Here is a 15,942-nt window from a genome sequence, read left to right on the forward strand (position 1 = left end):
GCCAGCGTTCATCAAAATTTTACGGCAAACTGTTCTGATTTATTCACTGGCATTGATTATTGCGCTTAGGTACAACAAGGGGAAATTAATGAATGGAAACTCCTGATGCGCGTAAACTTTGATGTTCTGATGATCCTTGATGCGCTGGACCGACACGGATCCTTCGCCACCGCCGCAGAGTCGCTGTATAAAACCCCCGCCGCTCTGAGCTATATGATCCAGAAGCTGGAGAACGATCTGGACATTGTCTTATTGGATCGCTCCGGTCACCGGGCGAAGTTTACCGATACCGGGCGATTGATGCTCGAGAAAGGACGCCAGCTGTTGAGCGCCGCCAGAGATCTGGAAAAGCAGGCCCAGCAGCTGAGCGCGGGCTGGGAGCGAGAGCTGGCGATCGCCCTCGACGCCTCGTTTCCCTTTTCGGCCCTGCTGCCGCTGATCGCCGAGTTCTACGCGCAAAACCCGCAGACCCGGCTGAACTTCAGTCATCACACCCTCGCCGGTTCATGGGAAGAGCTGACCCACCATGGCGCGGATATTATCCTCGGCGCCATCAATGAGCCGCCCACCTCTGCCGAGTGGTCATGGCAAACCCTCGGCGCGCTGGATAACATTTTCGTGGTCGCCCCGGCCCACCCGCTGGCCGGAGCGGAAACGCCGCTCAGCAATAAGCAGCTCAGCCAGCACCGGGCGGTGGTGATCCGCGACAGCGCCCGCTATTGCCATCCGCTGAACAGCAATCTGCTTGATGAACAGCCGCAAATCGGCGTCGATGATTTCGCCAGCAAAGTCGAACTGCTGTGCGCCGGGCTGGGCTGCGGCTTTCTGCCGCGTCATATCGCCCGCCCGTGGCTGGAAAAAGGCTGTCTGGTGGAGAAAAGCGTCGCCGGCTGGCGGGAAAAAGATATCACCTACATGGCCTGGCGCAGCGGGAATGACGGGCTGGCTCAGCGCTGGTGGCGGGAGGCGCTCCTCCGCGACGACCTGCTGAGCCAGCTCTATCGTTAACGACCGGACCAGACGCAGGCGGAGATAGCCGGGAGCGTCAGTACCCCGTCATGGAAGGCGCCGGCGCCCTCCTGCAGCGTCCAGGCTCCCACGTCCAACAGCGGCGAATCCTCGATAACCACTTCGCAGGCTTCGCCGCGGTTAATCGCCACCAGTACCCGCTGCTGTTTGTAGACGCGGACAAACACCACCACGTTATCCTCGGCGTAAATCACCTGGCAGCCGCCGTAGCGCAGCGCCTGGTGGGCTTTACGCAGTTTCGCCATTCGCTGATACAGCGCCAGCAGCTGGGTATCCTGCAGCGCCGGATCCCACGGGAACGGTTTGCGGCAGAACGGATCGTTATTGCCATCTACGCCCACCTCATCCCCGTAGTAGATACACGGTACCCCGGGCCAGCTGAACAGCCACACCACCGCCAGCGGCAGACGCGCTACGTCTTTGCCAAGGAGAGATTTAAAACGCGCCGTATCATGGCTGTCGAGCTGGTTGAACATCCGCAGCTGCTGCTGATGCGACAGCCCGGCGCGATAATTATCCATCCACGCCATACAGGTCTGGGCGTCTATCTTCTGCGGATCGTAAGAGATATCGGTATTGGCGAGGAATCCCCAGATCGGGAAGGTGAAGCCGCGGTAGTTCATTGCCGCATCTTCGGCATCCGCCTGCAGCCACTGGCGCGCGTCGCCAAAATGTTCGCCAAAGACAAAGGCTTCCGGCTGCGTTTGTTTCGCCGCCTGGGTGATGCCGGCGATATGCCGCAGGTTATTCCGCGCCCCGCCGCCTTCGCCCAGCATGTGCACCACGTCCAGACGCCAGCCGTCCATACTCCACGGCGCCTTCAGCCAGTGGCGTACGATGCTGTCCTCGCCGGCATAGATCTCGTTGACCAGGCTGGTCGACCGATAGTCGAGCTTCGGCAGACTGGCATAGCCCAGCCAGTTGTGCGCCTGCCCCTCCCCGGAGAAGGTAAACCAGTCGCGCCACGGGGAGTCCGGATGGTGGCCGGCGCCGCCGCTGCCCTGCTGGTGGCGATCGAACCAGGGATGGGAATCGCCGGTATGGTTGAACACGCCGTCGAGGATCATGCGCATCCCCGCCCGCTGGGTGTTGTGGCGCAAGCGGAGCAGCGCCGCGTCGCCGCCAAACTGCGGATCGACGCGCCGATAATCCTCGGTGTCGTATTTATGCACGCTGGGGGCGGCGAAGACCGGGTTCAGATACAGGGCGGTGACACCGAGCTGCTTCAGGTAAGGAAGTTTTTCGCTGATGCCGTCGAGATCCCCGCCGTAGAACGTCGACCCGCCCGCCTCGCCGGTAAGCGGTTCGTCCCACGCCTTGCGCACAATCTCCCGTCCCGCCGCGTGATGGTAATAGACCGCATCCTGTTCGGCGTCACGCGCAGCGCTGCGGGCAAAGCGATCGGGGAAAATCTGGTAGAAAACCTGATCGGCCACCCACTGCGGGCCGGCGTCCGGCAGGTCGACGGCGAACTGCTCCAGCCTGGCCGGCGGGAAACGGCTGAAGCCCTGCGGCGTAAACCAGCGCTGATGGTCGGCCCACAGTAGCTTAAAGCTGTAGCGGCGGCGCGGCTGACCGCTGGCGAGAGAGATTTCGCCGCGCCATGCCACTACACCCGGCCTCGGCGCCTGGCGGAGACGCTGCATCGGCAGCGACAGCTCTTCGTTATCTTCTTCCGCGCGCAGCGTGATCCGCTGCGGCAGCGACTCACCGCTCAACCACAGGGTAATAAACAGTCGGTCCTGTTGCACCTTGATAAAGGGTGCAACCGGAAGGTGCCATGCCTTCAACATCGTGAATCCTCATTGTGCAGAATGGGCACACCTTGCCATAGCCGTCAGGCGCAGAACTCATCGTCACAGGATTTTTTGGGGGAGGATAACGGGGGAGGACGCGGGTCGGCAAGCCGCCCCGGTCGCGCGATGCAGACCGGGGCGATGTTGATTACTGTGCCTGCGCCAGGCGGCGCTCACGACGGGTCTTAAAGACCCAGCCCAGCAGCAGCAGCGCAATCCACGCCATACCGACGTACAGCGAGATGCGGGTGTCCGGATGATAGCCGATCAGGGCGATAATAAACGCCAGGAACAGCAGGCCGACAACCGTGGTTGCCACCCCACCGGGAACTTTGAATTTCAGGGCTTTGACCTCCTCCGGCGACAGACGGCGGCGGAAGGCAATCTGCGACAGCAGGATCATAATCCACACCCACACGGTGGCGAAGGTGGCCAGCGAGGCGATCACCAGGAAGACGTTTTCCGGCATGATGTAATTGAGGTATACCGCAAACAGCAGCGCAATGGTCATCACCATCACCGTCACCCACGGAATACCGCGACGCGAGGTTTTAGCGAACACCTTCGGCGCGCTCCCCTGCTCGGCCATGCCGTGCAGCATACGACCCACGCCGAACACGTCGGAATTAATCGCCGACAGCGAGGCCGTCAGGACCACGAAGTTAAGAATGCTGGCCGCGAAGGTAATGCCCAGATGCTGGAAGGTCAGGACAAAGGGGCTGCCGTCGGTACCCACCTGGTTCCACGGATAGATAGACATAATGACAAACAGCGTGCCGACATAGAACACCAGAATGCGCATCGGCACCGAGTTGATAGCGCGTGGAATGGATTTCTCCGGATCTTTCGCCTCACCGGCGGTAATACCGATGATTTCGATACCACCGTAGGCGAACATCACCATCTGCAGCGACATCACCATTCCCAGCCAACCGTTGCTGAAGAAGCCGCCGTTGCTCCAGAGGTTATGAATGCCCGTCGGCTGGCCGCCGTTGCCGATCCCCCAGATAATGATGCCGAACCCGGCGAGGATCATAATGATGATGGTGGCCACTTTGAAGAACGAGAACCAGAACTCCAGCTCGCCAAACACCTTGACGCTCATCAGGTTGACGGCGCAGATGATGAGCACCACGCTGAGCACCCAGATCCAGTGCGGCACCGTCGGGAACCAGACGCCCATGTAGATACCGAAGGCGGTGACGTCGGCGATGGCGACGATCAGGATTTCAAAGCAGTAGGTCCAGCCGGTGATATAGCCCGCCAGTCCGCCGAGGTTTTCCTGAGCATAGCGGGAGAATGAGCTGGCGGAAGGGTTATGCACCGACATCTCACCGAGCGCGCGCATAATGATATATGCCGCGACGCCGCCGATAATGTAGGCCAACAGTACGCTGGGTCCGGCCATTTTAATCGCGTCGGCTGAACCGTAAAAAAGCCCGGTGCCGATGGCGGAACCCAGGGCCATAAAGCGGATGTGCCGGGTGCTTAGCCCGCGCTTAAGCTTGTTACTACTTTCCATCGTGGTTTTTCAATGCCGTTTAACACAAAAAATAAAAAACCACGGAACCCGAAGTCCCGTGGTTAAACGCTTGTCCTCAACGCCGGTTAGTGCGCGCTGGAGGTCACCTGACGTCCGGCGGCACGGTCCCAGATCACCGCGAGGATTGCCATCACGGCGGTCGGCATCAGCCAGGCCAGACCTTGCTCCGCCAGCGGCAGACGCGCGGTCCAGGCCGGCAGGATAGCGGCAAACGCCGATGACTTAATCCCGTCAATGATACCAAACATCAGACTGATAAACATGGCCGGCGCGATAACACGTGACGAATTATGCCACCAACTGCGGGTAAAGCTTAATACAACCAGTGCGATACACGGCGGATAGATAGCGGTCAACACCGGAATCGACACCTGAATCAGGTGGCTCAGACCAAGGTTGGAGACCGCCATCGAGAACAGGCCGAGGATGAAGACCAGCGTGCGATAGGAGAACGGCAGATACTGGGCAAAGAACTCAGCGCAGGCGCAGGTCAGACCCACCGCCGTCACCAGGCAGGCGATGAAGATCAGCGCTGCCAGCAGGAAGCTGCCCGCCCCGCCGAAGGTATGCTGCACGTAAGCGTGGAGGATTGCCGCGCCGTTAGCGGACTGGTCCACGAGGGTGGCGCTATCAGAGCCCAGACGGAACAGCGCCAGATACAGCAGGGTCAGACCGACGCCTGCCATCAGGCCCGCCCAGACGGTGTAGCGGGTCAACAAACGCGCTTCGCTGACGCCGCGGGAGCGTGCGGCATTGACAATCACGATCCCGAACACCATCGCGCCGAGGGTGTCCATGGTCAGGTAGCCGTTGACGAAGCCATTGGAGAATGGCGCGGTACGATACGCTTCCATCGCGTCGCTGATCGGGCCCGCCGGCCAGACAACCGCGGCGACCGCCAGCACAATCAGGGCGATAATTTTCAGCGGCGCAAGGAAATTTCCCACCGTATCCAGCAGTTTGCCCGGATAGAGTGAGACCAGGATCACCAGCGCGAAGTAGATAACGCTGTAGATCAGCAGCGGCAGCGGGCCGTCGCCGGTCAGCGGCGCAATACCGACCTCAAAAGAGACGGTCGCGGTGCGCGGGGTCGCGAACAGCGGTCCTACCGCGAGATAACACACCACCGCCAGCAGGATACCCGCCACTTTACCAATCGGGGTGCTCAGGCTTTCAACGCCGCCGCCGACTTTCGCCAGCGCCACCACCGTCAGAACCGGCAGACCCACCGCAGTGATCAGGAAGCCGATCGCCGCCGTCCAGACGTGCTCGCCCGCCTGTAAGCCAACCATCGGAGGGAAAATAATATTGCCTGCGCCAACGAACAACGCGAAGGTCATAAAGCCCAACGCTATGATGTCGCGAGATTTTAACTGATGGGTCATAAATTCATTACTGCCTGTGGATGTGGTGTTGTAAAAAAACGGAAAAATACCGCGCTACCCTCTCAGGGACGATACAGCGGCGATTGCCGGTAAACTCAGCGAGATATGCTCCCGAAGCGGCGTGGGAAAGAATTGTTTTTGGTATTACCACGCAAAAGCAGTCTGTCATCGACTGCGCAGGCGCAATTTAAACGCTTATAACGTTTTAAAGCAAGGCACGATCGCAAAAGCAGATGATTATGCTGGTTATCAGTTTCACACCAGAATCATTTACCATATTGATGGAAAACCCGTGGCTTATCATGCGAACAAAAAAGCAGCGCACGTTCATTAAATAGGCGAGGGGAAAATGACTGCCAATGAAAATGACCAGCCGAAGCCGGTCATTGGCAAGATAAACTGACAGTGCGCCGCTCAGGGGTCGTTTCTGGCAATTAATCGTTCCGGGAGCAGGAAGCTAAAACGGGTTCCCTTGCCCACCGTACTTTCTATTTCCAGTCGGCTGTCATGATGGTTGACCGCGTGTTTGACAATCGCCAGCCCCAGGCCGCTGCCCCCCGTTTGCCGGGAGCGGGCTTTATCCACCCGATAGAAACGCTCGGTCAGACGGGGAATATGCTCCGGCGCAATGCCTGGCCCATTATCTTCGACGCTGAACAGCGCCCCCTGCGGCGTTCGCTGCCAGCTGACGCGAATTTCAGTGCCCGGCGGGGTGTGGTTCACCGCGTTATAAACCAGGTTAGAAATGGCGCTGCGCAGCTGCTCCTCGTTGCCCAGCACCTTGAGCTGCTCATCGACGGTAAAAAACAGCGTCTGCTTATCCTGGCTGAGGGTCTGCGCCTCGCGCTCCACCACCCGCAGCATCATCGGCACGTCGATGCGGTCATTCATCGCCAGCGCCGGCGCGGCTTCAATACGCGACAGCGTGAGCAGCTGCTTCACCAGGCCCTCCATACGCTGGGTTTGCTCACGCATGGTGTGCAGGGCCTTTTCACGGGTCGCCCCTTCCAGCACCTGCTCCTGCATCATCTCCAGATAGCCTTGCAGCACCGTCAGCGGGGTGCGCAGCTCATGGCTGACGTTAGCGAAGAAGTTACGCCGCGCCCCTTCCAGTTGATGCATCTGCGTCACGTCGCGCGCCACCATCAGCCACTGCTTGTCGCTGTAGGGCATCACGCGAATTTCCAGATGACGGGCATTATTCAGCACCAGATTGAGCGGTTTTGAAAAATCACGCTGTTTCAGGTAGGTGGCGAATTCAGGATAGCGCAGAAGGTTAAGAATGTTTTGCCCACTGTCGTCCGGCCAGCGCAGGTTTAAAATCTGCTGCGCCAGGCCATTACACCAGAAAATGGCTCCCTCCTCCGTGGTCAGGACCACCGCGTCCGGCAACGATTCCGCTCCACTGCGGAAGCGTTTAATCAGGCTTCCCAGCTCACGTCGACGCTTTTTATTACGCATCTGCATCTGGTGCAGACCATACAGCAGCGGCTCCCAGCTGCCGCGGCCGGGCGGAGGGGTCATGCTCCGGTCCACCCACAGCCACCACGACAGGCGCATCAAATTCCAGAAATGCCAGATCAGCAAACCGGTCACTGCCGCCAGTAAAAACCACGGCAAATGCCCCACAAACGCCCCCAGAATCAGGGCCGGAATACACGCTAAAAAGAGCTCCAGCGCCAGCCTTTTCCATGACAGCCGTTCCAGCACGGGTCACACTCCTGTCAAAATTCAGAAACGGGCGGAGAAACGATACCCCGTGCCGCGAACCGTTTGCACCATCCGATCATGGCCACTGTGTTCCAGCGCTTTGCGCAGGCGACGAATATGGACGTCCACCGTGCGGTCTTCCACATAGACGTTGGTTCCCCAAACGTGGTTCAGCAGCTGCTCGCGGCTGTACACCCGCTCCGGATGGGTCATAAAGAAATGCAATAATTTAAATTCCGTTGGCCCCATGTCCAGCGGACTTTCGCCGGTCATCACCCGGTGCGATGAGGGATCGAGGCTCAGCCCCTGCATTTCAATCACCTCTTCCACCGCCATCGGCGAAATACGGCGCATCACCGCTTTGATTCTCGCCACCAGCTCCTTCGGTGAGAAAGGCTTGGTAATGTAGTCGTCCGCCCCGGTCTCCAGGCCGCGAACGCGATCCTCTTCTTCTCCGCGCGCGGTCAGCATCACCACCGGAATATCACGGGTCATCGCCTCGCGCTTGAGCAGCTTAATAAACTGCAGCCCCGAACCGCCCGGCAGCATCCAGTCAAGGAGAATCAAATCAGGCCAGGGTTCATTGAGTTGATTCACCGCGCTGTCATAATCTTCCGCTTCGACAGGCTGAAAGCCATTTTGCTCCAGAACAAAGCAGACCATTTCGCGGATTGGAGCTTCATCTTCAACGACCAGAATTCTTCTCGCCATTATTTACCCTGTGTTTTTTAGCCATCAGTATAGAAGTGCGGCGTCATTATGCGTCACTTTTGTGACAGATTTATGAAAAAAATGACCGTCTGATGATCGGGTATTTTGAAGCATGACGCGGACTTACCCCTCTCCGACAAATGGTATACTGCCGCTCATGCTTTTTTCGCTAGGGAAGATTTATGCGCATCCTTCACACCTCCGACTGGCACCTGGGCCAGAATTTTTACAGCAAAAGCCGTGCGGCCGAACATGACGCCTTCCTGAGCTGGCTGCTGGCCCGCGCGCAGGAGCATGAAGTCGACGCCATCATCGTGGCCGGCGATATTTTTGATACCGGATCGCCGCCGAGCTACGCTCGCGAACTGTATAACCGCTTTGTCGTCCAGTTGCAGCAGACCGGCTGTCGCCTGGTGGTGCTGGCGGGCAACCACGATTCGGTGGCGATGCTCAATGAATCCCGCGATATCCTCGCCTTTTTACACACCACCGTCGTGGCGAACGCCGGCTGCCCGCCCATTGAGCTGCCGCGGCGCGACGGCACCCCTGGGGCTATCTTCTGCCCGGTGCCGTTTTTACGCCCGCGCGAGCTGGTCATCAGCCAGGCCGGCCACTCCGGTCGGGAAAAACAGCAGCAGCTGCTGCACGCCATCAGCGACTATTACCAGGAACAGTATCAGCAGGCCTGCGCGCTGCGCGGCGATCGCCCGCTGCCCGTCATTGCCAGCGGCCATCTGACCACCGTCGGCGCCAGCAAAAGCGATGCCGTTCGCGACATTTATATCGGCACGCTGGATGCCTTCCCGGCGCAGCACTTCCCCCCTGCCGACTACATTGCGCTGGGCCATATTCACCGGGCGCAGGTGGTCGGCGGCTGCGAGCACATCCGCTACAGCGGCTCGCCGCTGCCGCTGAGCTTTGATGAAACCGGCAAAGCGAAATCGGTGCATCTGGTGAGCTTTAGCGATGGGCGACTCAGCGCCGTGGAAACCCTCGAGGTGCCCGTCACCCAGCCGCTAGCGGTCATCAAAGGCGATCTGGCCGCCATCACCGCCCAGCTGGAGCAGTGGCGCGGCGTTGAACAGGACCCGCCGGTGTGGCTGGATATCGAAATCACCACCGAGGAGTACCTGCACGATATTCAGCGTCAAATTCAGGCGCTGACGGAGGATCTGCCGGTGGAAGTATTGCTGGTGCGCCGCAGCCGCGAGCAGCGCGAGAAAATACTGCTCAACGCCCAGCGGGAGACCCTCAGCGAACTGAAGGTGGAAGAGGTGTTCGAGCGCCGGCTGGCGCTGACCGAGATTGACGATGAGAAGCGCGCCCGGCTGCACGAGCTGTTCGCCCATACGCTGCATACGCTCACCGCGGAGGACGAAAACGCATGAAAATCCTCAGTCTGCGTCTGAAAAACCTTAACTCCCTGAAAGGGGAATGGAAGATAGACTTTACCGCCGAGCCGTTCGCCAGCAACGGCCTGTTCGCCATTACCGGCGCCACCGGCGCCGGGAAAACCACCCTGCTCGACGCCATTTGCCTCGCGCTTTACCACGAAACGCCGCGCCTGAATAAAGTCTCCCAGTCGCAAAACGACCTGATGACCCGCGATACCGCCGAGTGTCTGGCGGAGGTGGAGTTTGAAGTGAAGGGCATCGCCTACCGCGCCTTCTGGAGCCAGAACCGGGCGCGTAACCAGCCGGATGGCAACCTGCAGGCGCCCCGCGTCGAGCTGGCGCGCTGCGCCGACGGCAAAATCCTCGCCGATAAGGTCTCGGATAAGCTGGAGCAAACCGCGACGCTCACCGGCCTCGACTATGGCCGCTTCACCCGCTCGATGCTGCTCTCCCAGGGACAATTTGCCGCCTTCCTGAACGCGAAGCCGAGCGATCGCGCGGAGCTGCTGGAGGAGCTGACAGGCACGGAAATCTACGGTCAGATTTCGGCGATGGTCTATGAGCAGCACAAAACCGCTCGCCATACGCTGGAGAAGTTCGAAGCCCAGGCGGCGGGCATCGTACTGCTGACGGAGGCCCAGCAGCAGGCGCTGCAGGAAAGTTTGCAGGTGCTTACTGACGAAGAGAAAGCCCTGCTGGCGCAGCAGCAAAACCAGCAGCGGCAGCTCCAGTGGCTAACGCGCCGCGACGAGCTGGCGCAGCAGCAGCAGCAGGCGGTCAGCGGCCAGGAGCAGGCCCGCCAGGCGCTGGCCGACGCCGCGCCGGCGCTGGCGAAGCTTGAGCTGGCCCAGCCCGCCGCCCAGCTGCGCCCCCTGTGGGAGCGCCAGCAGGAGCACGCGGCAGGCCTGGAGCAAACCCGCCAGCGAATCAATGAAGTAAATGCTCGCTTACTTGCCAGCACGGCGCTGCGCGCGCGCATCCGCCGCAGCGCCCTGCACGCTCAGCAGCAGCGGCAGGCTGAACTGACCGATCTGGCGCAGTGGCTGGCGGCCCATGAGCGATTCCGCTTGTGGGGCCAGGAGATTGCCGGCTGGCGGGCGCAATTTTCGCAGCTAACGCGGGATAAACAGCAGCTGACGGCCCAGACCAGCCGCCTGGCCGCGCTGCGCCAGAAGCTGACCGCGCTGCCAGCCAGTCCTCTGTCGCTGAGCGCCGATGACGTTGCGGCGGCGATAGCGCAGCAAACCCAGTCGCGACCGCTGCGCCAGCGGCTGCTCTCCCTGCATGAACAGCATCAGCTGCTGCGCAAGCGTCTGCGCCAGAACGCCGAAAGCGTACAGCAGGCGCAGGCGGAGCAGGCAAAACTCAACGCTACCCTGGCGCAACGCCGGGCGCAGTACAAAGACAAAAACCAGCACTATCTCGACCTGAAAGCGCTCTGCCAGCGGGAAGAAACGATTAAAGATCTGGAAGATTACCGCGCCCGGCTTGAGGCGGGTAAGCCCTGCCCGCTGTGCGGCTCCTGTGAACATCCGGCGATTGAGCAATACGCTTCGCTAACAGTCACGGATAATCAGCGCCGCCGCGATGCGCTGGAAAAAGAGGTCGCCGCGCTAAAAGAAGAAGGTCTGCTGATCCTCGGGCAGGTCAACGCCCTGACGCAGCAGCTCCAGCGTGAGACCGAAGCGGCCGGGCGGCTCGCTGAGGAAGAGCAAGCGCTCACTAAAGCGTGGCAGGAAACCTGCGCCTCTCTGCAGGTCACGCGGGATATTGCGCAAGAGATAAACGACTGGATCCAGGAGCAGGAGCGCTACGAGCAGCAGCTCTACCAGCTCAGCCAGCGCCTGATGCTGCAGAGCCAGCTCAACGATCAGGAGGCGCTGGAGCGCCAGGCTCTGCAGCAGCTGACGGCCACGCGCCAGGGGCTGGAGAGCGCCCTGCAGGCCCTGACGCTGACCCTACCGGAAGAAGGGACAGAATCCGCCTGGCTGAACGCTCGCGAAAGCGAATTTGCCCAGTGGCAGGCGCAACAGACCCGGCATGGCGCCATTCAGGAGCAGATTGCCGCCCTGCAGCCGCTGCTCGAGACGCTGCCAGCCAGCGACGAGGCAGAGGCTGAAGCTGAAGCGGAACCGGCGATCCCCGACAACTGGCGCGCGATCCACGAAGAGTGCCTGGCGCTGCACAGCCAGCTTGTCGCCCAGCAGCAGCTGGAGACCGAAGAGAAGGCGCGCCTGGACCAGTCGCAGGCGCAATTTACCGCCGCCCTGGCCGCCAGCCGCTTTAACGATCGGCAGGCGTTCCTCGCCGCGCTGCTGGACGACGAGACCGCCCAGCGGCTAACGCAGTTAAAACAGACGCTGGAGCAGCAGCTTCAGCAGGCGACGGCGCTCTGCGAGCAGGCGACCCGGCAGCAGCAGGCGCACCTGGCGCTGCGTCCGCAAGGGACGGACGCGGACATCCCCGCCCTGCAAACTCAGCTGCACGACCTGGCCCAGCGGCTGCGGGACAACACCACCCGCCAGGGCGAGATCCGTCAGCAGCTCAGGCAGGACGCAGAGAGCCGTCAGCATCAGCAGGCGCTGGGGCGGCAGATTGCAGAGGCGGCGCAGCTGGCGGATGACTGGGGCTATCTCAACTCGCTGATCGGCTCCAGCACCGGCGATCGGTTCCGCAAATTCGCCCAGGGGCTGACGCTGGATAATCTGGTCTGGCTGGCAAACCAGCAGCTTAACCGCCTGCACGGGCGCTATCTGCTGCAGCGCAAAGCCAGCGAAGCGCTGGAGCTGGAGGTGGTCGATACCTGGCAGGCCGACGCCGTGCGCGACACCCGCACCCTCTCCGGCGGCGAAAGTTTCCTCGTCAGCCTGGCGCTGGCCCTGGCGCTGTCAGACCTGGTGAGCCATAAGACGCGGATTGACTCTCTGTTTCTTGATGAGGGCTTCGGCACCCTCGACAGCGAAACGCTGGACACGGCGCTGGACGCGCTGGATGCCCTCAACGCCAGCGGCAAGATTATCGGGGTGATCAGCCACGTGGAGGCGATGAAAGATCGCATTCCGGTGCAGATCAAAGTGAAGAAGATAAATGGCCTGGGCTACAGTCGGCTGGATAGAGCGTTTGCGGTGGAGTGAGGTCTGAGTCATTACGATGTTCCCTCACCCTAACCCTCTCCGGGGGGAGAGGGAACCGTCCGGCGCTGGTTTTCCGTTTCGTACGCTGTTGCGATTACCCCTCTCCCCGCAAGAGACCGGGGGTTCCTGCCACACCCCCAACCACCGACGCCGCCTTCCCCCTCTCCCTCCAGGAGAGGGCCGGGGTGAGGGGGAGTGGTTCAGGTCCCCTGCAGCGGCCACAGCCATGCCGCGCCGCGTACTCCGCTGGAGTCGCCGTGCATTGCTTTACGGATCGGCGTTTCACACTCGCCGCCGAAGACCCACTGTTTCACCAGGTCCGGCACCGTCTGATAAAGCCGCTCGACGTTGCTCATCCCGCCGCCCAGCACGATGACGTCCGGATCGAGGATGTTCACCACGTGGGCGAGCGATTTCGCCAGCCGCTGTTCATAGCGGCTCAGCGCCAGTTCGGCTTTTTCGTCACCTTCACCCACCAGGCGCATAATCTCGCTGCCGCTTAACCCCTTGCCGCTCAGCCGCTGATAGTCAGTGGCAAAGCCGGTGCCGGAGATAAAGGTTTCGATACACCCCTGTTTACCGCAGTAGCAAGGCACTTCCGCACGGTAGCGCAGCTCATCGTCGTTCATCCACGGCAATGGGTTATGTCCCCACTCGCCGGCGTTACCGTTGCCGCCGATATGCGCCCGCCCGTTGAGCGCTACGCCCGCGCCGCAGCCGGTGCCGATAATCACCGCGAACACCGTTTGCGCCCCCGCCGCCGCGCCGTCCACCGCTTCCGACACTGCCAGACAGTTGGCGTCGTTAGCCAGCCGGACTTCACGGTCAAGGCGCAGGCTGAGGTCCTTGTCAAAGGGCTGGCCGTTGAGCCAGGTCGAGTTGGCGTTTTTCACTACCCCGGTATAGGGCGAAATCGAGCCCGGGATCCCCATCCCCACGGTGCCACGCTGTCCGGTCGCCTGCTCGGCCATCGCCACCAGGGTAGCGATAGTCTCGATGGTTTGCCGGTAATCCTCCCGCGGCGTGGGTAACCGATGGCGAAACAGCTGCTCTCCCTGGTCGCTCAGGGCTATCACTTCGGTTTTTGTACCACCTAAATCAATACCAATACGCACGCTCAGCTCCTCACCCCGATTAACAATGCAAGCATAGCGACAATTCGCTATCATGCCCGCCTGATTTAACGACAAAGCCGTGGAAATTATCATGCTGTGGTTCAAAAATTTAATGGTTTACCGTCTCAGCCGCGATATCGAATTGCGCGCCGAGGAGATGGAAAAACAGCTGGCCGAGCTGACATTTACCCCTTGTGGCAGCCAGGATATGGCGAAAACCGGTTGGGTATCGCCGATGGGATCGCACAGCGACGCGCTGACGCATACGGCGAACGGCCAGATCATTATCTGCGCGCGTAAAGAAGAAAAGATCCTGCCGTCGCCGGTGATCAAGCAGGCGCTGGAGGCGAAGATCCAGAAGCTCGAAGCCGATCAGGGGCGCAAGCTGAAGAAGACTGAGAAAGATTCCCTGAAAGATGAAGTGCTGCACTCGCTGCTGCCGCGCGCCTTCAGCCGCTTCAGCCAGACGATGATGTGGATCGACACCGTCAACGGCCTGATCATGGTGGACTGCGCCAGCGCGAAAAAAGCGGAAGATACCCTGGCCCTGCTGCGTAAAACCCTCGGCTCGCTGCCGGTGGTGCCGCTGACCCTGGAGAATCCGATCGAGCTGACGCTGACCGAGTGGGTCCGCTCCGGCACCGTAGCGCAGGGCTTCCAGCTGCTGGACGAAGCCGAGCTGAAAGCGATGCTGGAAGATGGCGGCGTGATCCGCGCCAAGAAGCAGGATCTGGTCAGCGACGAAATCGCTGTGCACATTGAGGCCGGGAAGGTCGTCACCAAGCTGGCGCTGGACTGGCAGCAGCGTATTCAGTTTGTGATCTGCGACGACGCGTCAATTAAGCGCCTCAAGTTCTGCGATGAATTACGCGACCAAAACGAAGATATCGATCGGGAAGATTTCGCCCAGCGCTTTGACGCCGACTTTATCTTAATGACCGGCGAACTGGCTGCCCTGATCCAAAGCCTGGTGGAAGGGCTCGGCGGCGAAGCGCAGCGCTAAGCGCCGCTTTCTTTCCTGCCTGACAGGAAAAAAATACAACCCGGCGGCAAGCGCCGGGCGTTACGCTGACTTACAGATAGCGGCACAGATAGGAGGTTGGCTCAGCCACCTGCAGATGGAATTCGCTGTTGCCTGGCACATTGAAGGCTTCGCCGGCGGCGTAAACTTTCCACTCAGTCTCACCCGGCAGCAGGACATTCAGCGCCCCGCTGACCACCGTCATCTCTTCCGGCTGCGCCGTACCAAAGGTGTATTCTCCTTCCGCCATCACGCCAACGCTGGCGCGACCGGTACTGCTGCTGGTGAAGCCAATGGATTTCACTTTTCCGTCAAAGTATTCATTGCTTTGAAGCATAAACAAGCCCTTCTGATCGTCGTTGAAAGGCTCAATATAGGGGGCGCTCCTTGCCCCTGTCACGTGAAATTAACACATTAGACTAATAGTTCTGCCGCCAGTCGGGAAACCAGCACATTCGACAGCAAAACCGGGACATCAAGGGCTTTTTGTAACACATCGCGATGATGCTGATAGTAACCGAGACAGTCGAGGACCAGCACGTCGGCCCCCTGCTCAAGCAGCGCTTGACCGGCGGTTAACAGCTCACTGTCGCTACCGGTAAACGGGTTGGCCAACGCGTAGTACGGTGACTTCTCCAGTGAATGCCACTTTTGTCGCTGCATGGGCATGATCTCTTCCACCGGCACGATCACCCCGACCTGGTGCCCATCGACGATCGACGCCACCAGCGGCGGAATGATCCGCTGCGGCTCGAGGAGGATCGCGTGGTGGGTGGTAAAACCGGTCAGCTGTTCGGAGCTGAGCAGCAGGATCACATCAAAATGCTGTCGATCCAGCATGGCGATCACGCTGCGAACATCACGTTCAATTTTTTGTCGCGACACCATCACCAGCTGGTTATCGCTGAGCAAGGTCAACAGACCCTGTTCGCCGTCACCCACGGCGTACTCTGCCATCACGTCGTCACGCGTCATCTCGCCCAGCAGGCTGATGTGAGCGATCTGTTCTTCCCTGATATGTTCGGTCAGGAGCGGTAATACTCCCGCCAGCGGCACAACGCCGATGGTCAAAATTGCCATCGTTGCACTACTCATATCATGTAC

At 60.3% G+C, this 15,942-nt stretch carries 12 protein-coding genes; 4 read left to right on the plus strand and 8 right to left on the minus strand.

What is annotated here, in order from left to right:
• The first annotated feature begins 105 nt into the window (after positions 1-105).
• On the plus strand, positions 106-1,008 hold the full coding sequence (locus ABLV76_RS18355) for a LysR substrate-binding domain-containing protein (RefSeq protein ID WP_049093354.1): 903 nt from the start codon (positions 106-108) through the stop codon (positions 1,006-1,008).
• Here the strand turns inward: ABLV76_RS18355 and malZ are convergent.
• The 5 genes from malZ to phoB form a co-directional block, all read right to left on the minus strand.
• Positions 1,005-2,822: a maltodextrin glucosidase gene (malZ, locus tag ABLV76_RS18360; protein WP_004204856.1), complete on the minus strand. Its 1,818-nt coding sequence runs from the start codon at positions 2,820-2,822 to the stop codon at positions 1,005-1,007. The genes ABLV76_RS18355 and malZ overlap by 4 nt on opposite strands.
• Positions 2,823-2,973: 151 nt before the next feature.
• Positions 2,974-4,347 carry a proline-specific permease ProY gene (gene proY, locus ABLV76_RS18365; protein WP_004204857.1) on the minus strand — a complete coding sequence of 458 codons (1,374 nt, stop codon included), beginning with the start codon at positions 4,345-4,347 and terminating at the stop codon, positions 2,974-2,976.
• Positions 4,348-4,433: 86 nt separating this feature from the next.
• Complete coding sequence (gene brnQ, locus ABLV76_RS18370) at positions 4,434-5,753, minus strand: branched-chain amino acid transporter carrier protein BrnQ (RefSeq protein WP_004204859.1); 1,320 nt, start codon at positions 5,751-5,753, stop codon at positions 4,434-4,436.
• 414 nt (positions 5,754-6,167) lie between these two features.
• Positions 6,168-7,463: a phosphate regulon sensor histidine kinase PhoR gene (gene phoR, locus ABLV76_RS18375; protein WP_004204860.1), complete on the minus strand. Its 1,296-nt coding sequence runs from the start codon at positions 7,461-7,463 to the stop codon at positions 6,168-6,170.
• Positions 7,464-7,484: 21 nt separating this feature from the next.
• On the minus strand, positions 7,485-8,174 hold the full coding sequence (gene phoB, locus ABLV76_RS18380; RefSeq protein WP_004204861.1) for a phosphate response regulator transcription factor PhoB: 690 nt from the start codon (positions 8,172-8,174) through the stop codon (positions 7,485-7,487).
• A 182-nt stretch (positions 8,175-8,356) separates the two neighbouring features.
• On the opposite strand from phoB, the gene sbcD reads away from it, so the two are divergent.
• Positions 8,357-9,562, plus strand: a complete 1,206-nt coding sequence (gene sbcD / locus ABLV76_RS18385; RefSeq protein WP_017898937.1) for an exonuclease subunit SbcD — start codon at positions 8,357-8,359, stop codon at positions 9,560-9,562.
• On the plus strand, positions 9,559-12,702 hold the full coding sequence (sbcC, locus tag ABLV76_RS18390) for an exonuclease subunit SbcC (protein ID WP_219713652.1): 3,144 nt from the start codon (positions 9,559-9,561) through the stop codon (positions 12,700-12,702). Before sbcD ends, sbcC begins: the two co-directional genes overlap by 4 nt.
• A gap of 200 nt (positions 12,703-12,902) precedes the next feature.
• Here the strand turns inward: sbcC and mak are convergent, their stop codons facing one another.
• Positions 12,903-13,817: a fructokinase gene (gene mak / locus ABLV76_RS18395; RefSeq protein WP_004204864.1), complete on the minus strand. Its 915-nt coding sequence runs from the start codon at positions 13,815-13,817 to the stop codon at positions 12,903-12,905.
• Between the two features lie 91 nt (positions 13,818-13,908).
• On the opposite strand from mak, the gene rdgC reads away from it, so the two are divergent.
• Positions 13,909-14,820, plus strand: a complete 912-nt coding sequence (rdgC, locus tag ABLV76_RS18400) for a recombination-associated protein RdgC (RefSeq protein WP_002890285.1) — start codon at positions 13,909-13,911, stop codon at positions 14,818-14,820.
• A gap of 70 nt (positions 14,821-14,890) precedes the next feature.
• On the opposite strand, the gene ppnP is transcribed toward rdgC, so the two are convergent.
• Both ppnP and ABLV76_RS18410 read right to left on the minus strand, forming a co-directional pair.
• Positions 14,891-15,175, minus strand: coding sequence for a pyrimidine/purine nucleoside phosphorylase (gene ppnP, locus ABLV76_RS18405; protein ID WP_004204865.1), 285 nt, complete (start codon positions 15,173-15,175; stop codon positions 14,891-14,893).
• A 77-nt stretch (positions 15,176-15,252) separates the two neighbouring features.
• On the minus strand, positions 15,253-15,933 hold the full coding sequence (locus ABLV76_RS18410) for an AroM family protein (protein WP_094333957.1): 681 nt from the start codon (positions 15,931-15,933) through the stop codon (positions 15,253-15,255).
• Positions 15,934-15,942 lie beyond the last annotated feature (9 nt).

Source organism: Klebsiella sp. GB_Kp047, assembly GCF_040065235.1.
GTDB lineage: Bacteria > Pseudomonadota > Gammaproteobacteria > Enterobacterales > Enterobacteriaceae > Klebsiella > Klebsiella quasipneumoniae.